Below are 16,902 nucleotides of genomic sequence, written 5' to 3' on the forward strand. Positions count from 1 at the left end.
GCGGCGCTGCCTAGGCTGGCCCGCATGCGCGTGCTGATCGTGGAGGACGAACCGTTCCTGGCCGAGGCGGTCCGGGACGGGCTGCGGCTGGAGGCGATCGCCGCCGACATCGCGGGCGACGGCGACACGGCGCTGGAGCTGCTGAGCGTCAACTCCTACGACCTCGCCGTGCTCGACCGCGACATCCCCGGACCGTCCGGGGACGAGGTGGCGCGCCGGATCGTGGCGTCCGGCAGCGGCATGCCGATCCTCATGCTCACCGCGGCGGACCGCATCGACGACAAGGCGTCGGGCTTCGGGCTCGGGGCCGACGACTACCTCACCAAGCCGTTCGAGCTGCGCGAACTGGTGCTGCGGCTGCGCGCGCTGGCCCGCAGGAGGGCTTACGCGCGGCCGCCGATCAGCGAGATCGGCGGGCTACGGCTCGACCCGTTCCGGCGGGAGGTGTTCCGCGACGGCCGGTACGTGGCGCTGACCCGCAAGCAGTTCGCGGTGCTGGAGGTGCTGGTCGGCGCGCAGGGCGGGGTCGTGAGCGCCGAGGAGCTGCTGGAACGGGCGTGGGACGAGAACGCCGACCCGTTCACCAACGCCGTGCGCATCACGGTCTCGGCGCTGCGCAAGAGGCTGGGCGAGCCGTGGCTGATCGCGACGGTGCCGGGAGTCGGGTACCGCATCGATGCGTAGACCGCCCGGCCTCAGCGCCCGCCTGAAGCTCACGCTGAGCTACGCGGGCATCGTGATCGTGTCCGGCACGGTCCTGCTGGTGCTGGTGTGGTTCTTCCTGCTCCGCTACCTGCCGGACAAGCCGCAGGGACTGCTGTGGACCAGCCCCAACCGGTTCCTGCTCACCCGCATCTTCGGCCGCGTCGCCGCCATCGCCATGGTCGCGCTGGTGGCGTTCGGTCTCCTCGGCGGCTGGCTGCTCGCGGGCCGCATGCTCGCGCCGCTGACCAAGATCACCGACGCCGCCCGGCTGGCCGCGGAGGGCTCGCTGTCGCACCGGATCCGGTTGCCGGGCAAGGCGGACGAGTTCCGCGCGCTGTCGGACGTGTTCGACACCATGCTGGAACAGCTCGAGTCGCACGTCGCCGAGCAACGCCGGTTCGCCGCCAACGCCTCGCACGAGCTGCGCACGCCACTCGCGATCTCGCAGTCGTTGCTGGACCTGGCGCGGCAGGACCCGGCCCGGGTCGACGCCGAACTGCTCGACCGGCTGCACACCGCGAGCCGCCGCGCGATCGACCTCACCGAGGCGTTGCTGCTGCTCAGCCGGGGCGAGCGCGGCACGTTCCCGCGCGAACCCGTCGACCTCTCGCTGATCGCCGAGGAGGCGGCGGAAACCCTGCTGCCCCTGGCCGAACAGCGCGGCGTCGCCCTCGACGTCACCGGCTCGAACACGACCACGACGGGATCGCCGGAACTGTTGCTGCGCGTGGTCACGAACCTCGTCCAGAACGCGATCGTCCACAACGTCCCCGGCGGCTCGGTGACCGTCAACGTCGAACCGCAGCACCGGGCGTGCGTGCTGCGCGTCGAGAACACCGGCAAGGTCCTGCCGCCCGACCTCGTGCCGACGCTCGCCGAACCGTTCCAACGCGGGTCGCGCGTCCGCACCGACGATCACGCCGGTGTCGGGCTGGGCCTCGCGATCGTGCACAGCGTCGTGCGGGCCCACGAGGGCGCGCTGGACCTCGCGCCACGCCCGGCAGGCGGTCTGCGCGTCACGATCCGGCTGCCCAGCGCGTGAGCTCCGGCCCGATCTCGGCGAAGAACGCCGACTTGGCGCGGGTGTAGTCGTCGTAGTCCTGCGCGTCCGCGTGGTCGCCGGCGAGCCCGCGCTTGATCTCCTCGTAGCGCGCGGCCTGACCGGGATTCGCGCGCAGCCAGTCGCGGAAGTCCACGACGAACCGCGCGAACGGCGAGTCGTGCCGCCGGACGTGCAGGATCACCGAGTCCGGCACGTGGAACAGCCGCTTCTCGTAGACGGCGTCGTCGTGGTCGCCCGGCCGGCGCGCGTCCCGGTACACGCCGGGCGAGTCCGGCCGCGAGCCGTGCGCCGGGATGAACGGCGTCGGCGCCAGCAGCGCGGCCAGGTCGTCTGACGGGGGCAGGTCCGGCAGGCACACCTGGAGATCCACGATCGGCTTCGCGCCCAGGCCCGGCACGGACGTGGACCCGATGTGCTCGTAGGCGAATCTCTCCGCTCCGGGCAGCGTCGCGAACGCCGCGCGCACCTCGTCCAGGAGGGCGTGCGCGCGAATTGGCCAGGCAGGGTCGTACTCGACGATCACAGCGGAGGGCATGTCCCCCACCTTAGGCCGATCGGGGAGGTCGCCTTCCGGCCCTTTCCCGTTACAGCACCACTTTGCACAATCCATCAATTCCCCGGATGCGGCGGAGGCTTTCGACCCTGGGGCGGTAATGCATTCCCGGCGCACGATTGTCAGTCTGCAAGCGACGGGGAGACGAAGATGACCGAACCGAAGGACGGGGTGTCCGGGAGCGGCCAGTTCCGCGTCGGCCCCGAACTGCTGACCGGATTGATCGAAACGGGCGGGCAGGGCGCGAAGGCCGTCCAGTACACCGTGGTCGACGGGGCGCCGATGGTCGAGGGCGACATCGTGCTCACCCTCGTCCGGGAGGGCGAGATCAACGCCGCGGGTGTCATCATCCCCGGTCAGCAGTTCCGGTGGCCGGGCGGGCGGGTGCCGTTCGAGATCGACCCGGCCCTGCCCGACCAGGCCCGCGTGCACAACGCGATCGCGCACTGGGAACGCAACACGCGCATTCGTCTCGTGCCGCGCAACCCGGCGGACAACGCTCACCGGAACTTCATCCGATTCCGGCCGGGCGACGGCTGCAGCTCCCCCGTGGGCATGCGCGGAAACCAGCAGAACATCACGCTGGCGGCGGCGTGCGCGACCGGCGCGACCATTCACGAAATCGGGCACAGCGTCGGCCTGTGGCACGAACAGAGTCGTGAAGACCGGGGCAACTTCGTCACGATCGACTTCACGAACGTGCTGCAGTTGAACGCCCACAACTTCAACCAGCACATCACCGACGGCGACGACGTCGGCCCGTACGACTACCACTCGATCATGCACTACTCGCGTCGCGCGTTCGCGATCGACACCAGCCGCGACACGATCACGCCGACCCAGAACGTGGAGATCGGCCAGCGCGAGGGCCTCAGCCCCGGCGACTGCGCCGCCGTCCGCACGATGTACAGCGGACTCGAACCGGCGGCGGTGTTCCGCGGCGTGCAGTTCACCGGCTCCGTCCCCGCCGGCGCCACGAAACGCTGGTTCACCCACAGCTGGCCCGCCCACTGGTACGTGCTGTGGACCGTCGTGCCGACCGCGCCCGTCGTCGACGGCGCCGCGCAGGTCGAGTGGACGACGCAGGTGACCCGGCAGTCCGGCGGGCTGCTCAAGTACTTCCTGACCATCACGAACCTGACCGGTGGCCCCGTGGAGATCGAGGCCCGCTACGACGTGCTCGGCTGGTCGCCGAACGCCCTGTGAGAGGAGCACCCGTGAGCGCCGACTTCGACGGCGGACCCGCCCCCGCTTCGTTGGACGACCTGACCGAGACCCTGAGCGTCCCTGACGACGCCGGTGTCGCCGACGTCCCGCTGGAGGCCGAGGACGCCGGCCCCGCCCCGGACCCCGAAGCGTGAAGGGAGACCCGCGATGCGACTAGGAGTGCAGTTCCGCGGACAGGTGCCCGGCGGTACGTCGCGGCGCTGGTTCACGCACAGCTGGCCGGAGGGCTGGCGGGTCGTGTGGATGGTGGTGCCGACGTGGCCGATGGTCGACGGCAACCCGCAGATCGAGTGGAAGGTGCAGGTCGACCGGCAGGCGGCCGGACTGCTCAAGTACTTCATCGAGATCCGCAACCTCACCGGCGGCCCGGTGGACTTCGAGGCCCGCTTCGCCGTGCTGAACTGACGGCGTGCGCGGCACCGTCGTGATCCCCGCCGGCACCCCCGCGTTCGGGCGGGCGGTGCTGCGGGTGCGCCTGCTCGACGTCACGCTCGCAGATGCCGCGGCGGTCACGAAAGCCTCGTACGACAGGGAGTTCGAGAGGCTGGGCGCGGACGAGCAGCGGGTGCCGTTCGAGCTGGACGCTGAGGGCGGGGACGTCGCCGCGCACGTGGACGTGAGCGGCGACGGACGGGTGAGCCGCGGAGATCTGGTCACGACCAGGGCGGTCGAGGCGGTGGAAGGGGTCGAAGTGCCGGTCGAACTCGTCTAAACCCTGCCGAGCAGGTGACGTGCGGCCTCGAAGTCCCTCTCCCCCACCAGGAACTCCCGCAGCGCCTGCTCCAGCTCGTCCCCGTGCACCGTCCCGTCCCCGTCGTGGTCGAGCTCCCGCAACGCCGCGATCAGCTCGTGCCGGCGCGGGCTGTGGTCGAGCAGCCGCACGTACTCGTCCTGCCGCACCTCGCCGTTGCCGTCGCGGTCGATCAGCCGCCGCACCACCGCCGCCACCGCGCCGTACCCGCGTTCCCGGTCGGCCTCGCCGGGATACGCCCGGTCCGCCAGCGCCACCGCGTACGCCGCCTCGGTCACGCTGCCGTCCAACGGTGTTCCGGTCGTCACCGCCAGCTGCTCCCACCAGGAGCGGAACGCGTCGTGGACCGCGTCCTCGTCCTTCTCGTCGAGGTCGAGGTGAGTGCTGAGCTCCCGGGCCATCGCCAGCAGGTCGCTCCACCGCAGCACGCCGTCGCCGCTCTGGTCCAGCACCGCGCGGAAGAACGACTCCGGCGCCACGACCGCGGCGGGCGTCTCGCTCGCCCGGATCGAGGCCGCCGCCAAGGGCAGGTACCGCCACGGTTTCGGCAGCAGGTCGGTGACCATCCGGACGGCCAGGTGCAGGCCGCCGACCACCAGCGAGGAGCCGGGCACCGAGACCAGCCGCAGCCGTTCGCGATAGGCGCGGGGCAGCGTGGCGGTCGTGGCCTGGACGACGGTGGTGACGGCCGCGAAGCGCACCGGTGTCCACACCAGGTCCGGGATCGGCACGCCGAACGGCGGCGGAAGGCGGTAGACGCTGCCGGACAGCAGGTCCCGGACCGTCGCGTTGTCCTCCAGCACCTCGGCGACCACGTGGTCGAAGTAGGTCTGGAACTCCGCGGGCGTCGCGGGCAGGTCCTCCTCGCGCAACCCGAACTGACGGCCGACCCGGCACCACTCGTCGTAGAAGCGGCCGGTCTCCTCCGAAGACAACGGTTCGCCGCCGAGCCGTTGCATGGTCAGGACCGCCTCGAACAACGTGAGGTGCACCCACGCCCTGGCCGCGGTGTCGCCCGCGTCGTACGCACGGCCGTGGCCGTCGGTGCCGTGCATGCGGCGGTGAAGTCGTTCGAGGCGGGCGAGCTCACGGCGTTGCTCGGCGGCACTGCCGTAGACGTAGGTTTGCAGGCTTTCGAGGGTGCGCAACAACCTTCGCCACGGCCGTGCGTTGTAGACGGAGTACTCGGCGACGGCGGCACCCACGGCGGGATGGGCCGCCTGCAACACCAACGCCCGGTGCATCACGGTCAGGAACCGCCACTGTCCCAGGCGTTCCCACGTGCTCGACCCCGGCCCCAACGCCACGTCGACGGTCATTGCGCCGAAGCTAGTCATGACATTGGGGCCGGAGAACGACATTCACCTCATGCGGGCACGGATTCCACCCGGTCGTTTGGATCTCAACGCCGGTACACGCCGAACTCGTACAGCGAGTAGCCCCAGCCGGTGCCGCGCTGGGTGGCGTGCATCCGCACGTACCGGCCAGATGCCGTCACGTCGATCGAGTCCACGCCCCCGTTCCCGGTCGTGGTGCCGTACACCGAACGCCAGTTGTTGCCGTCGTCGGACACCTGGATCTCGTAGGCACGGCCGAAAGCGCCTTCCCACACCAGTTGCACGTGCTGGAACGTCGTCACGGCACCGAGGTCGACGCTCACCCACTGCGGGTCGGACCAGTCACTCGACCAGCGCGAACCGATGTTGCCGTCGACCGCGTTGGACGGCGGGTACGGCGCGCCGTCGCCGACCTGCTGGTACGACGAGGCGGTGGCGGGCCTCCCCTGCGCGACGTTCGTGCCCGCCGGTTGCGGCGCGACGACCCGGACGGACTTGGTCTCGATGCCGATGTTGCCGCGGCCGTCCTCGGCCATGACGTAGACCTTCCACACGCCGAGCCGGTCGGGTGCGGTGACGGTGAGGCGGTTTCCGTTGACCTGCACGGGCGCACCGGCCAGGCCGCCGCTGTTGTCGATGTACTTGCTGTTGAAGGCGGCTGACCAGGTGATCGCGTCACCGTTGGGGTCGGAGGCGGCCACGTCGATGTTCAGCGGAGCCCCGGCCGCGATCGTCTGCGGCAGGTTCATCGCGGAGATCACCGGAGGCGTGTTGGACGGCGTCGCACCACCGAACGCACGCTGCACCGCGTAGAACGACAACCGCTTCTTGCCCGCAGGCGTCAGGTTGAACCACACCGCACCGAAGTCGTACTCCGTGCCGTAGTGGAACAACGTGCCACCGAACGAGACGCCCGTGTGAGCCGTGATGCAGTTCCAGGCCTGCGTGTACCCGTCGCGCTTCTGCACGTCGGTCGGCTCGGCCGGAACACCGTTGGCGTCGTTGGGAACCTCCCACTCACCGGCGGGTCCGGCCTCGGTGAGGATGTACGGCTTGGTGTAGCCGCCGTCGATCCAGTCCTGGCGGACCTTGCACACGTTGCCGTAGGAGTTCACCGAGTACAGGTCGAGGTCGGGGGCGTGCGCCTTCAGGTAGACCCAGGCGCCGGTCCACGCGTCGGTGTTCGTGACCGGATGCGTGGTGTCGATCGCGTGGATCGCCCGAGCAGCCTCATTGATGTACTTGGCGTACTCGACGCGCTGCGTCTCCAGCTCGGCGCCGGAGTAGCAGTTCTGCAGGCCGAGGATGGACTCGTTGCCGACGTTCCACATGAGAACGCCGGGGTGGTCCTTGTAGGTGGTGACCCACTGCCGGATCTGCCCGAGCATGTCCGCCTTGTAAGCCGTGTCGGTCACGTAGTTCACGCAACCGCCCGATCCAGGACCGCCACCGGGCTGCAACCAGAACCCGTTGATCACCCGCAGTCCGTTGGCCGCGGCCGCGTCGAGCAGCGGACGGGTCGACGCGTCCGTGCCCCACGTGCGCAGGGTGTTGACGCCCATCGACTTCAGCTCCGGCATGTACCGGGCCGCGTCGGCGGCCGGTGGCCCCCAGGTCAGGCCCTTGACCGTCCACGGCTGGCCGTCGACGGTGAGCTGCCAGTTGCCCTGCGAGCCGGTCACGCGTACACCGGAACCGGGCTGCGGGTTCGAGCCGCCCTGTTCGCCGAACACGCGGAACTCCCACAGCGAGACGCCGTAGCCGTTCGCGCGCTTGGTCGCGTTCATCCGGACGTACCGGCCGATGCCGGACACGTCGAAGCCCTGGTTGCCGCCGGTGCCGCCGGCGACCGAGCGCATCGTCGTCCACGAGTCGCCGTTGTCGGACACCTGGAGCTGGAAGTCGGTCGCGTAGGCGCCCTCCCAGTCCAGCTCGACGCGGGTCACCGTCGAGGACGCGCCGAGGTCGACGCGCAACCACTGCGGGTCGCTCCACGTGCTCGACCAGCGCGTTCCCGGGTCGCCGTCGACCGCGGCCGTGGCCGGGGTGCCGTAGCCCTCGGTCGTCGACGCGGTGACGGGTTTGCCTTGGGACAGCAGCGAGGGCGCGGCACTGACCGTGCCCGGCACGACTGCGAGTCCCACCAGCACGGCGATGACCGTGCCGGCAGAGCGGAGGCGGTACATGGCGTCTCCTGCAGGGGAATCGAGGGGTTGAGGTGCGGGAGAGCGCTCTCCCAACCCCGGCGGCGAATGTTACGAACGGACTTCGGCGATGTCAACCTGGCCCCTTGACACCTCGCGGCACGAGCGGGACTCTTCTTGGGAGAGCGCTCTCCCAGCCGGTTCCCCATCGGCAGGAGGACACAGTTGTCCCGAAAACTAAGCGCGCTGGCCGCCGCGGCCGGCCTGATCGCCGCCGTGTTCGCGGTGGCGACCCAGTCGGCCCAGGCCGACGACTACGTGAGCCACCACGAGTTCCAGGCGAACTGCTCCTTCGCCACGGACCGCCCGGACGACCCGATCGTCTTCCCCGGCCTGCCGGGCGCGTCGCACCTGCACACCTTCCTCGGCAACAACTCCATCAACGCGAACAGCACCAACGACTCGCTCCGGCAGGGCAGCACGAACTGCATCACCCCCGACGACAAGTCGGCGTACTGGTTCCCGTCCGTGCTCAACGGCGACCAGGTCGTGCGCCCCACCGGCAACCAGGTCGTCTACTACAAGTCGGGCATCCTGCGGTACCAGGACGTCCAGCCGTTCCCGCCGGGCATGCGGTTCGTGGTCGGCAGTCCCACCTCGACGCTGGAGCAGTTCCGCGACCACCCCGGCGCGATCGAGGGCTTCGAGTGCGGGGACAGCGCCAAGAACTGGGACATCCCGTCCTGGTGCGCCCCCGGCAGCCAGCTCAACGTCCGCTTCCAGGCCCCGAGCTGCTGGAACGGCCGTGATCTCGACTCGGCGGACCACAAGTCGCACATGGCTTATCCGGACCGCGCCACGCTCGTCTGCCCGCCGTCGCACCCGGTGGCGGTGCCGATGATCGAGTTCAAGATGGCGTTCCCGGTGTCCGGGGACATGTCGCGGGTGAGGCTGTCTAGCGGCCGCGGCTACACCTGGCACTACGACTTCATGAACGCCTGGGACGCGCCCACTCAGGCCGCGCTCGTCCGCCACTGCATCAACGGCGGTCTCCAGTGCGACCCGCGTGGCTACGACCAGTACAAGCCCCACCGGGGCGCCGCGCTCGGGCCGGACTACCGGTTGCCGCGGTGACCTTCCGGGGCTGACAACGTGGTTCCCTCGACGAACTCGCACGCGATGAGCTCGTGAGGACGCTTCTGGGGCAGGCGGGCCAGCAGGTACACGGCCCGCCTGCCCGTTTCCCATCTCGGCACGCGCAGTCCGGTGAGGCCCAGCAGGTCGGTCTCCGGCACGTCGAGCGTCAGCACCGAGAGTTCGCCTGGAACGGACATGCCCCGGCGACGCGCCGCACGGACGAGTGCGGAGGCGTCGTCGGGGTGTTCTGCGATCACGGCCGTCACGCCGATGCGCACGAGCTGGTCGAGCCACACGGCCGGCGCGTGCAGTCCTTTGACACCACAGGCTTCCGCTGCGGCGCGGAACCCGTGCAGGCGTTCGGCGGAGGCCCTGCCGCTCGGCAGTCCGATGTAGACGACCTGCTGATGGCCGAGCGCCGCGGTGCGCGCGACGAGATCGCGCACGCCCGCGGCGTAGTCGACGTCCACATAGGGGATCTGTCTGGAGGTGCTGTCCCGTCTGCCGATCGACACGAACGGGATCGCGTGGTCGGTCAGGCAGGCCAGGTCCTGCTCGTCGGCGGTGCGGTCGAGCAGGACGCAGCCGCTCAGGGCCACGTCCCGGGTGTCCACGAAGTCGAGATCGGCGCACAGGAGCAGGCCGCTGCCCGCCCTGTGCGCCGCGTGTCCGATGCCCGCCAGAGCGGGCGTGCTCTCACCGGGCAGGGAGTCCCGGGAGAGCACGCCGATCAGACTCACGGATAGTTCACCAGGTAACGGACCTGGTTGGCGGTGTTCGCCACGCCGCCGACACCGTTGATGACGTTGGCGATCGTGCCCACGCCGCCGAGCGACACGGTGACCAGGTGGGTGAAGCGCACGCCGGACCGGTTGGGCGCCTCGAAACCGTTGTCGGTGACGATGCTCGGATCGGCCTGGTTGAAGGCGTACACACCGACACCGTACGCGTCGTGCGTGGTGACGTTGTCGGCGACCTTGTACCCCGCCCAGCCGCGCTTGGAGCCGTTCATCCAGGCGGCCTGGTTCGGCGGGTCGTACGGCAGCTCGTTCTGGTACAGGTAGACCTTGCCGCCGTTCGCGTTCCACACCAGGTTGTGCTGCTGGTAGTGCTCCACGAACAAACCGTACGCGATCACGTTGTCGCCGTTGACGACGACTCCGTTCTGGCCGGGGTTCGCGGTCCAGCTGACGCCCTCACCGTGGTCGGCCCGCCACACCCAGGTGTGGTCGATGATCGTGTTGCGGCTGTTGACGCGGAGGCTCGTCGTCGCCTTGCCGGCCTGCGACCCGCCGACGCGCAGGTACACGTCGTGCATGGACGTCGGGTTGGCCGCGTGGTCGGTCGTGGTCGAGTCGCCGATCTCCAGCAGCACCGGGGAGTTCTGCACGCCCGCGTCGACGAGGAAGCCCGCGAGCTTCACACCGTCCACATCGGACGTCGTGAGCGCGGCCTTGCCGGTGGTCGGCGTCAGCGTCGCGAGGCCGAGGCCCAGGACGACGGTGTTCGGCCGGGTGACCCGGATGGTGTCGTCGAGCTGGTGGATGCCCGGCGTGAGCAGGAGGTTCTTGCCCTGCTGGAGAGCCGCGTTGATGGTCGCGGCCGGGGTGCCGGGCTTGACGATGAAGAAGTCCGCGAGCGACATCGAGCTGCCGGGGTTGCCGTTCTCCCAGCTGGTGCCGCGCGAGTTCTGCCGCAGGGACGGGACGAACACGCGGTACTCACCGTCGTTGGTGAAGTAGAGGTAGGGCTTCTCGCGCGTGACCGGCGAGGTGTCGACGGTGGTGTGCGACGGGTTCGGGAAGTTGTTCGGGGGCGCGCCCTGGGTGCCGGCGAAGACCATGTTCCAGACCGAACCGGCCCAGCCGCCCGCCAGGTTGCTGTTGCGGGTGAGGAACTGCTGCTGCGACCCCGAGATGACGGTTCCGTCGATCTTGCTGTCCACGATCAGACCACCGCTGGCCCAGCCGTCGTAGCCGTTCCACAGGTGCTGCTGGCCGCGCAGGTGCATGCGCCGGTACGCCGTGGCCTGCGAGACGGCCCAGCGTTCGACCTGGTTCGCGGGCAGCGTGACGGACAGGTTCTCCGCTCCGCGCCAGAAGTTCTGGGTGGCGTTGCCGAGGTTGTTCGGGTCGCTGCCCTGCTGGAGCCAGTCTGCCTCGACCCTGATGTGGCCGTTGATGTTCACGTCGTCCGGCATCAGGCCGAGACCGGCGATCTGGGTGTAGAAGCGCAGGTTGACGTCGGCGTTGTAGGTGCCGGGCTTGAACAGCACGGCGTGGCGCTGCGGGCCGAACTGGTTCGTCTTCATCTGCGCGGAGATCGCGTCCAGGCGCGACTGCATCTCCGACTGCGACGAGCCCGGTCCGTAGACGTACACGTTCGGGCCGAAGTCGGGGTTGCGCGGGTCGGTCGGCGTGACGCCCGGGACGTCCGGGGTCGTGGCGTAGACGCCCAGCTCCCACAACGAGTAGCCGTAGCCGGTGCCGCGTTGCGTGCCGTAGACCCTGAGGTACCGGCCGGAGCCGGTGACGTCGAGCGACTGGTTGCCGCCGGTGCTCGTGGTCGTGGAGTAGATGTCGCGCCACGAGTTCGCGGCCGCGGTGTCGGACACCTGGATCTGGAACGCCTTGCCGTGCGCCGTTTCCCAGTTGAGGGCGACGCGGCAGACCTGCTGGGTGGAGCCGAGGTCGACCTGGAGCCACTGCGGGTCGGCGAACTGCGAAGACCAGCGCGTTCCGGTGTTGCCGTCGACGGCGGCACTGGCGGGAGTGCCTCCACCCTCGACAGAAGAGGCCGAAGCTGGTTTGTTGAGTGCGACGTTGGTGGTGCCGCACGCGGCGGCTCCGGCGGGGAAGCTGATGCTTGCTGTGGTCACGAGACACAAGGCAGCGGCCGCGACACCGGCCGCCCTGGACAGGGGAGAGCTCATGAGCCTGCCTGACACCTTTGGGGCGAGTGAGCCCGAACGGTGACGCCCGTGGCACCGGGCGTCGGGAGAGCGCTCTCCCGCAGATTAACGCGCGATGACGGACAGGTCAATCACGCGGACGCCCTCAGCACGAGTTCCGGTTCAAAAATGATGGACCGCGGCCGCTCCTCGGGATCGTCCAGGGTCCTGAGCAGCACTTCCGCCATCTTGGCCGCCATCTGCTCGACGGGCTGACGGATCGTGGTGAGCGGCGGGCGACAGGCCGCGGCGGGCGCGCTGTCGTCGAACCCGACCACCGCGACGTCGCCGGGAACGCGCTTTCCCGCAGCTTGGAGCACCTCCACGGCCCCCTGGGCCATGAGATCGTTCGCCGCGAACACGCCGTCCACCTCGGGGTACTCGGCGAGCAGCCGGCGCATCGCCCTGGCGCCGCTGTCCGCCGTGAACCCGCCCTCGACCGCCGGCACGTACGGGAAACCGTTGCGCGCCATCGCATCCCGGAACCCGGTCAGCCGGTCCTGGCTGGCGAGCACGTCCAGCGGCCCGGCGATCGCGGCGACCCTGGTGCGCCCGATGGCGGTGAACCGGGCCGCCGCCAGCCGGCCGCCCGCCTGGTGGTCGAGGTCGACGAAGCTGACCGGCAACGGCCTGCCTGGCCGCGCGTAGAGCACCGCCGGCACCCCGGCCTCCAGCAGCCGGTCGGGCAAGGGTTCGGCGGCGTGCGTGGTGACCAGCAACGCCCCGTCCGTGCTGCCCTGCTTGAGGAACTCGACCACCTCGACGCGCGCGTCGTCGGTGTCCGCGAGCATCAGCACCGGGTGCACGCCGTGGCCGCGCAGGAAGTCGACCACTCCCGCCGTCACCCGGCCGAAGAACGGGTCGACGAACACGTCGGACCCGCCGCCCGCACCGGAGATGATCAGCGCCACCGTCCCGGTGCGTCTCGTGACGAGCGACCGGGCGGCGTGGTTCGGCGTGTACCCGGTCCGCTCGATGGCGTCGCGCACCGTCTCCTGCAACGACGGGTCGACGTTGCGCGTGCCGTTGACGACGCGGCTCACGGTCGCTCGGGACACCCCGGCGACCCTCGCGACGTCCTCCAGCGTCGGGATGCCCCTGATCATCCGGCTACCGGGGCCTCAAGACGTGCCTGGCCTGGAGCCGGATCCGCGTGGTCCCCGCATCGGGTCCGATGTGGACGGTGAACCCACCCGCCTCCGCGACCCACTCCCCCGCCCAGTGCCGGGTTGCCTGCACCGGAACCTCCACGACCACCTCGACGGCCTCCCCCGGATCGGCCTCCACGACCGCGAAGCCCCCCAGCCACCTCACCGGTCTGGGCACCGCGCTCTCCTCACGGGACAGGTAGACCTGCACCACCTCCCGCCCGCGCCTGCGCCCGGTGTTGCGCAGTTTCACCCGCACCGCGCCACGTTCGGACCTCGCCTCCTGGTAGTCCCAGGTGGTGTAGCCGAGCCCGTGCCCGAACCAGTACGCGGGCGCCACGTCGTGCGCGGCCCACGCCCGATACCCGATGTCGAGCCCTTCGCCGTACTCGAGCTTCTGGTTGTGCGGCAGGAAGTCCGCGACCGGCACGTCGATCTCGTGCGCGGGCCACGTGGTGGGCAGCCGCCCGCTGGGTTCGCGGTCTCCGAACAGGACGTCCGCGAGCCCGTTCCCACCCTCCTGCCCGGGGAACCAGGTGAGCAGCACAGCGGCGGTGTCATCCCGCCACGGCAACAGCACAGGCCCACCCGAGTTCACCACGACGACGGTGTTCGGATTGGCCAGGCACACGGCCGTGACCAGCGCGTCCTGCTCCCCCGGCAACGCGAGGGTGGCGCGGTCGCGCCCCTCACCCTCGATCGCGTCGGTGGTGCTGACGACGACGATCGCGACGTCACTCCGGCTCGCCGCCTCCACCGCGGCCCTGAACTCCACTTCGGCGTCCGGGATGGGCGGGTCGGCGGCGAGCAGCGAGGCCATCCCGCTGTCCTCGCCCAGCTCGCGCCGGGCGACCAGCTCGACCTGCGTGCCTTCGGTGAGCTGCACCTCGACCTGGTGGTGGGGCGGACGAAGGTGCTTCACGGCGGGGTCGTCGGTGTCGACGGGCTGGTGTTCGTCCAGCACTCTGAGGCCGTCGACGTCCAGGGTCAGCCGGCCGTAGCCCGCGACCGCGAGCCGCCACGGTCCGGACTCCGTGACGTGCAGGGTGGTGCTGATCTCCAGGGTCTGCGCGCCCGGGAGCTCTTCGGTTTCGAGGATGCGGCCGGTGAGGCGGTGCTCGCGGAACAGCTCGCCGTCGTCCTCGCCGAGTACGCGGACCAGGACGGGTGCGCCGACCGGGGTGGGCTCGTCGTCGATGCGGACACCCGGCGCGTGGACCACCTCGGCTCGCGCGGAGAGGACGTCGAGCAGGGAGTTCTCCGCGGATGGGTAGAGGCCGGAACTGCCGCCGCCCTGGACGCGCGGAGTGGCGGCGCCGGGGCCGATCAGGGCGATGGTCCGGCCGGGGTGGAGGGGGAGGATTCCGTTGTTGCGCAGGAGAACGGTGCTCGCCGCGACCGCTTCACGGAGAAGACCGATGTCGGCGGCGGCCGCTTCGCGGAGCAGGGCGAGGTCGGAGGAGGGGGAGGTGCGGTCCGCTCTGCCAGACGCCTCCGCGCCCTCGCCTTCCAGCACGTCGGCGGACGCCCCCGCCCACTCGCCCTCCCGCACCTCGCCTGGCTCTCCTGAGCGCTCGCCCTCCCGCACCCCGCCAGGCTCCCCCGCCCCCTCGCCTTCCAGCGCCCCACCGCCCGAACCGTCCCCGCCTTCTGCGGCCCCTTCCAGCGGCCCACCCCCGCCTTCCAGCGCACCCACCCGCGCGGCCAGGCGCAGCAGCCGGAGCACCTTGTCGTCGATCGCGCTCTCCGCCACCTCCCCCGCCTCGACCGCCGCCACCAGCAGGTCGCCCCACGGCCCCCACGGCCCCGGCATCGAGAGGTCCTGTCCGGACGCGGCCGACGCGACCGTCGTCCGCACCGCACCCCAGTCCGACACCACCACCCCGTCGAAGCCCCACTCGTCCTTCAGCACCTCGCTGAGCAGCGGGTTCTCCGACATCGGGTGGCCGTTCACGCCGTTGTAGGCCGACATCACCGCCCACGCGCCCGCCGCCACGACCGCCTCGAACGGGGCCAGGTAGAGCTCGCGCAGCGGGCGGGCGGCGACGCGGACGTCGTGGGTCAGGCGGTCGGTCTCGGTCTCGTTGGCGACGAAGTGCTTCGGGGCCGCGGCGACGCCTCGGGATTGGACGCCATCCACGTAGGCGACGCCCAGCCGTGCGGTGAGGAGCGGGTCCTCGGAGAAGCACTCGAAGTGGCGGCCGCCGTAGGGGGTGCGGTGCAGGTTGAGGACCGGGGCCAGCAGGACGTCCACGCCCTTGCGGCGGGACTCGAGGGCCAGGAGCGCGCCCAGGCGGCGGACCAGGTCCTCGTCCCAGGTGGCGCCCAGGGCCGTGGGGGACGGCAGGGCCAGGGACGTGCGCCGTTCGTCCCAGCCCGGGCCGCGGACTCCGGCCGGGCCGTCGGAGAACGTCAGGGCGCGCAGGCCGATCGACGGTTCGGCGCTGGTGCGCCAGACCGAGCCGCCGGACAGCAGGCGCACCTTGGCGCGCAGGTCCAGCTTGCCGACCAGCTTGACCAGGTCGTGGTCGTCGTGCACGGAACCTCCTTGGAGAGCGCTCTCCAAAGAGTCGGGGTGGGGGCCCTCCGCTGTCAATGCGGCGGAAGGTCCCTTCTCAGCCGACCCGGCGAGCGGCGCGGGGGTCGGCGCCGGTGTCCAGGAGCTCCGCCAGCGGGAGGGTCGCGGCACCGACGGCGACCGCGTCCGGGCCGGTCAGGGCCAGTTCGATGCGGACCTGACCGAACGGGTGGCGCAGCGCGTGGGAGGCCGTCGCGGCGATGATCTCGTCCAGTTTCGAAGCACCGAAAGCGAGGCCCGCCCAGCCGCCGAGGACGACGCGTTCCGGGTTGAAGAGGTTCACCAGGTTCGCGATCCCGGCACCCAGATAGCCCACCGACTCGTCCACCACCTGGCGGGCCACGGCCGAGCGGGACCCCAGCAGTTCCCCCAACGCCGACTGCTCGTCCAGAGCGAGATCCTCACCGCGCAACGACCGGTACCGGGCGAGCATCGCCTCCGCGCCGGCGTAGGCCTCCAGGCAACCGAGAGCTCCACAACGGCATCGCCTGCCGCCGAACGCGATCGTCGTGTGGCCCCACTCCCCCGCGTTGCTCGTGGCACCCCGGTGCACGACGCCGCCGGTCACCACCGCGATCCCGACCCCCGACCCGACCAGCGCGATCACCGCGTGCCGAGCGCCGCGGCCCGCGCCGAACCACATCTCGGCCTGCCCCTGGGTCTTCGCGCCGTTCTCCACCAGCAACGGCAGGTCGACGCCCGCCGCGCGGATCATCTTCTCCAGCGGAACGGCGTCCCAGCCGATGGTCTGCGCGTGCACGACGGCCGACGCACCCTGCTCGACCGTGCCCGGCACGCCGACGCCGACACCGAGCACCGATGACGCCGCGACACCGGCCGCGTCCAGCACCTCCGAGACGCCCGAGGCGATCAACGAACTGACCGGGCCGGGCTCCAGGGAGGTCAGCCCTTGATCCACAGTGGACAGACAGGTCATGGCCAGGTCGAACAGCTCGACCTTGATCCCCGTCTCCCCCACGTCGACCCCGATGACGTGCCCGAACGCGGGGTTGACCCGCAGCAGCACCCGAGGTCTGCCGCCGTCCGAGTCGACCGACCCGGCCTCCACCAGCAGACCCTCGTCGAGCAGCTCGCCGGTGATCGTGCTGGCGGTCGCCGGGCTCAGCCCGGTGGCCGCGCTGAGCTGCTGACGGCTCTGCGGGCCGTCCAGGAACAGGGCCGTCAGGAGCACCGACCGGTTCTGCCGGCGGAGGTCCCGCACCGTAGCCCGAGTACGCACCATGGCCGCCGAGGTTAGTTCGCGCCTAAAAATAAGCCTCGGGTCGTGACCTCTTCGTTATTGACTTGC

The 16,902-nt window shown here is 70.6% G+C and carries 15 protein-coding genes; 7 read left to right on the plus strand and 8 right to left on the minus strand.

Going from position 1 to position 16,902, the window contains the following annotated elements; all coding sequences use genetic code 11:
• Positions 1-24 precede the first annotated feature (24 nt).
• Positions 25-684, plus strand: coding sequence for a response regulator transcription factor (locus tag ACFWNN_RS22615; protein WP_382441896.1), 660 nt, complete (start codon positions 25-27; stop codon positions 682-684).
• A complete protein-coding gene (locus ACFWNN_RS22620) occupies positions 677-1,747 on the plus strand; it encodes a sensor histidine kinase (RefSeq protein WP_382441897.1) in 1,071 nt (356 codons plus the stop codon). Before ACFWNN_RS22615 ends, ACFWNN_RS22620 begins: the two co-directional genes overlap by 8 nt.
• Here ACFWNN_RS22620 and ACFWNN_RS22625 read toward each other — a convergent pair.
• Positions 1,722-2,303, minus strand: coding sequence for a GrpB family protein (locus ACFWNN_RS22625; protein WP_382441898.1), 582 nt, complete (start codon positions 2,301-2,303; stop codon positions 1,722-1,724). The two genes, ACFWNN_RS22620 and ACFWNN_RS22625, sit on opposite strands and share 26 nt — an antisense overlap.
• Before the next feature lie 168 nt (positions 2,304-2,471).
• Here ACFWNN_RS22625 and ACFWNN_RS22630 point away from each other — a divergent pair, with 168 nt between their 5' ends.
• Genes ACFWNN_RS22630 through ACFWNN_RS22645 form a run of 4 tightly spaced genes read left to right on the plus strand, consistent with a single transcriptional unit; the run spans position 2,472 to position 4,260 of the window.
• The gene (locus tag ACFWNN_RS22630; RefSeq protein WP_382441899.1) at positions 2,472-3,527 is read left to right on the plus strand and encodes a M12 family metallopeptidase; all 1,056 of its coding nucleotides are present in this window, start codon (positions 2,472-2,474) and stop codon (positions 3,525-3,527) included.
• A gap of 11 nt (positions 3,528-3,538) precedes the next feature.
• Positions 3,539-3,682 (plus strand): hypothetical protein, encoded by a 144-nt coding sequence (locus ACFWNN_RS22635; RefSeq protein WP_382441900.1) that lies wholly within the window; start codon positions 3,539-3,541, stop codon positions 3,680-3,682.
• 13 nt (positions 3,683-3,695) lie between these two features.
• Positions 3,696-3,953, plus strand: coding sequence for a hypothetical protein (locus ACFWNN_RS22640; RefSeq protein ID WP_382441901.1), 258 nt, complete (start codon positions 3,696-3,698; stop codon positions 3,951-3,953).
• Between the two features lie 4 nt (positions 3,954-3,957).
• Positions 3,958-4,260 (plus strand): hypothetical protein, encoded by a 303-nt coding sequence (locus tag ACFWNN_RS22645; protein ID WP_382441902.1) that lies wholly within the window; start codon positions 3,958-3,960, stop codon positions 4,258-4,260.
• Here ACFWNN_RS22645 and ACFWNN_RS22650 read toward each other — a convergent pair.
• Complete coding sequence (locus tag ACFWNN_RS22650) at positions 4,257-5,618, minus strand: oxygenase MpaB family protein (RefSeq protein WP_382441903.1); 1,362 nt, start codon at positions 5,616-5,618, stop codon at positions 4,257-4,259. The genes ACFWNN_RS22645 and ACFWNN_RS22650 overlap by 4 nt on opposite strands.
• Before the next feature lie 83 nt (positions 5,619-5,701).
• Positions 5,702-7,822, minus strand: coding sequence for a discoidin domain-containing protein (locus ACFWNN_RS22655; protein WP_382441904.1), 2,121 nt, complete (start codon positions 7,820-7,822; stop codon positions 5,702-5,704).
• 183 nt (positions 7,823-8,005) lie between these two features.
• Between ACFWNN_RS22655 and ACFWNN_RS22660 the strand changes: the two genes are divergently transcribed.
• Positions 8,006-8,914 carry a DUF1996 domain-containing protein gene (locus ACFWNN_RS22660; RefSeq protein WP_382441905.1) on the plus strand — a complete coding sequence of 303 codons (909 nt, stop codon included), beginning with the start codon at positions 8,006-8,008 and terminating at the stop codon, positions 8,912-8,914.
• On the opposite strand, the gene ACFWNN_RS22665 is transcribed toward ACFWNN_RS22660, so the two are convergent.
• From ACFWNN_RS22665 to ACFWNN_RS22685, 5 genes are all read right to left on the minus strand, one after another.
• The gene (locus ACFWNN_RS22665) at positions 8,896-9,657 is read right to left on the minus strand and encodes a substrate-binding domain-containing protein (protein ID WP_382441906.1); all 762 of its coding nucleotides are present in this window, start codon (positions 9,655-9,657) and stop codon (positions 8,896-8,898) included. The two genes, ACFWNN_RS22660 and ACFWNN_RS22665, sit on opposite strands and share 19 nt — an antisense overlap.
• Entirely contained in the window at positions 9,654-11,795 is a 2,142-nt protein-coding gene (locus ACFWNN_RS22670; protein WP_382441907.1) for a discoidin domain-containing protein, read from the minus strand. The genes ACFWNN_RS22665 and ACFWNN_RS22670 overlap by 4 nt, the downstream gene beginning before the upstream one ends.
• A 164-nt stretch (positions 11,796-11,959) precedes the next feature.
• Positions 11,960-12,973, minus strand: a complete 1,014-nt coding sequence (locus ACFWNN_RS22675) for a LacI family DNA-binding transcriptional regulator (RefSeq protein ID WP_382441908.1) — start codon at positions 12,971-12,973, stop codon at positions 11,960-11,962.
• 4 nt (positions 12,974-12,977) lie between these two features.
• The gene (locus ACFWNN_RS22680; protein ID WP_382441909.1) at positions 12,978-15,554 is read right to left on the minus strand and encodes a glycoside hydrolase family 3 C-terminal domain-containing protein; all 2,577 of its coding nucleotides are present in this window, start codon (positions 15,552-15,554) and stop codon (positions 12,978-12,980) included.
• A 76-nt stretch (positions 15,555-15,630) separates the two neighbouring features.
• Positions 15,631-16,836 (minus strand): ROK family protein, encoded by a 1,206-nt coding sequence (locus ACFWNN_RS22685; RefSeq protein WP_382441910.1) that lies wholly within the window; start codon positions 16,834-16,836, stop codon positions 15,631-15,633.
• Positions 16,837-16,902 lie beyond the last annotated feature (66 nt).

Source organism: Lentzea sp. NPDC058450 (assembly GCF_042721395.1).
In the GTDB taxonomy this organism is placed as follows: Bacteria; Actinomycetota; Actinomycetes; order Mycobacteriales; family Pseudonocardiaceae; genus Lentzea.